We start from the raw sequence: 1178 nt of genomic DNA on the forward strand, positions 1-1178 counted from the left end.
CCCGCCCGGGGCCGCGCCGTCGCACCGGGCCGCGCCATCGCACCGGGCACCGCCGTCCGACGGGGCGGCGGCGCGGGGCCGGGCGGCGCTCAGATCTCGTCGTCCAGGCCCTGCTCGATGGCGTACCGGACCAGCTCCACCCGGTTGTGCAGCTGCAGCTTCCCGAGCGTGTTCTGCACGTGGTTCTGCACCGTCCGGTGCGACAGCACCAGCCGGTCGGCTATCTGCCGGTACGACAGTCCCTTGGCCACCAGCCGCAGCACCTCCGTCTCCCGGGCGGTCAGCTGCGGGGCGGCCGGCGCCGAGGCCGGGGCCGGCTCGGCGGCCAGCCGGCGGAACTCGCCGAGCACCAGCCCGGCCAGGCCCGGGGTGAACACCGCGTCGCCGACGGCCGTGCGGCGCACCGCGTCCAGCAGCTCCTCCCGCCCGGCCGACTTCACCAGGTAGCCGGTCGCGCCGGACTTCACCGCCTCCAGCACGTCCTGGTGCTCGCCGCTGGCCGACAGCACCAGCACCCGGACCGCCGGGTCGTGCGCGACCACCTGGCGGCACACCTCCGCGCCGGACAGGCTGGGCAGGTTGAGGTCCAGCACGACCACCTGCGGCGTGCAGGCACGGGCCCGGCGCACGGCCTCCTCGCCGTCGCCCGCGGTGGCCACCACGTCCAGTCCGGCTTCGGCGAGGTCGCGCGAGACGGCGTCCCGCCACATCGGGTGGTCGTCCACCACCATCACCCGCACCGGCCGGTCGGCGGTCGGCTGGTCGGTCATCGGCTGGTCGGTCATGGAGTGGCCTTCCTCGGGACGCGCAGTTCGACCTCGACGCCCTCCCCGGGCGCCGAGTACAGCTCGGCCGTGCCGCCGAGGTCCAGCAGCCGGCCGCGGATGGACTGGGAGACGCCGAGCCGGCCGGCCTGCTCCGCCTCGCCGAGCCGGCCGGGGGCGAAGCCGGGACCGTCGTCGCGGATGCTGACCGTGACGGCCTCCGGCTCGTCCTCGACCAGGATCCAGGCCCGGGCCCGCTCCCCCGCGTGCTTGCGCACGTTGTCGACGGCGGCGCCGACCGCCGCCGCGAGCTCGCCCGCCGCCGCACCGGGCAGCGGCACCGGGGTGCCGGGGGCGGAGAGCATGATCCGCTCGTCCGCGTACGGGCGCAGCAGCGCGGTGAGGTCGCGCGGG

Annotated in this window: 2 protein-coding genes; both read right to left on the bottom strand. The window is 76.9% G+C overall.

The features are described 5' to 3' along the window. Positions 1-89: 89 nt before the first annotated feature. A complete protein-coding gene (locus AE652_RS41725; protein ID WP_369808377.1) occupies positions 90-785 on the bottom strand; it encodes a response regulator in 696 nt (231 codons plus the stop codon). Then, the coding region (locus AE652_RS41730; RefSeq protein WP_049661269.1) for a sensor histidine kinase at positions 782-1178 on the bottom strand (397 nt) is incomplete at its 5' end. The genes AE652_RS41730 and AE652_RS41725, both read right to left, overlap by 4 nt.

The organism is Kitasatospora sp. MY 5-36 (assembly GCF_001182915.1).
Classification (GTDB): Bacteria; Actinomycetota; Actinomycetes; order Streptomycetales; family Streptomycetaceae; genus Kitasatospora.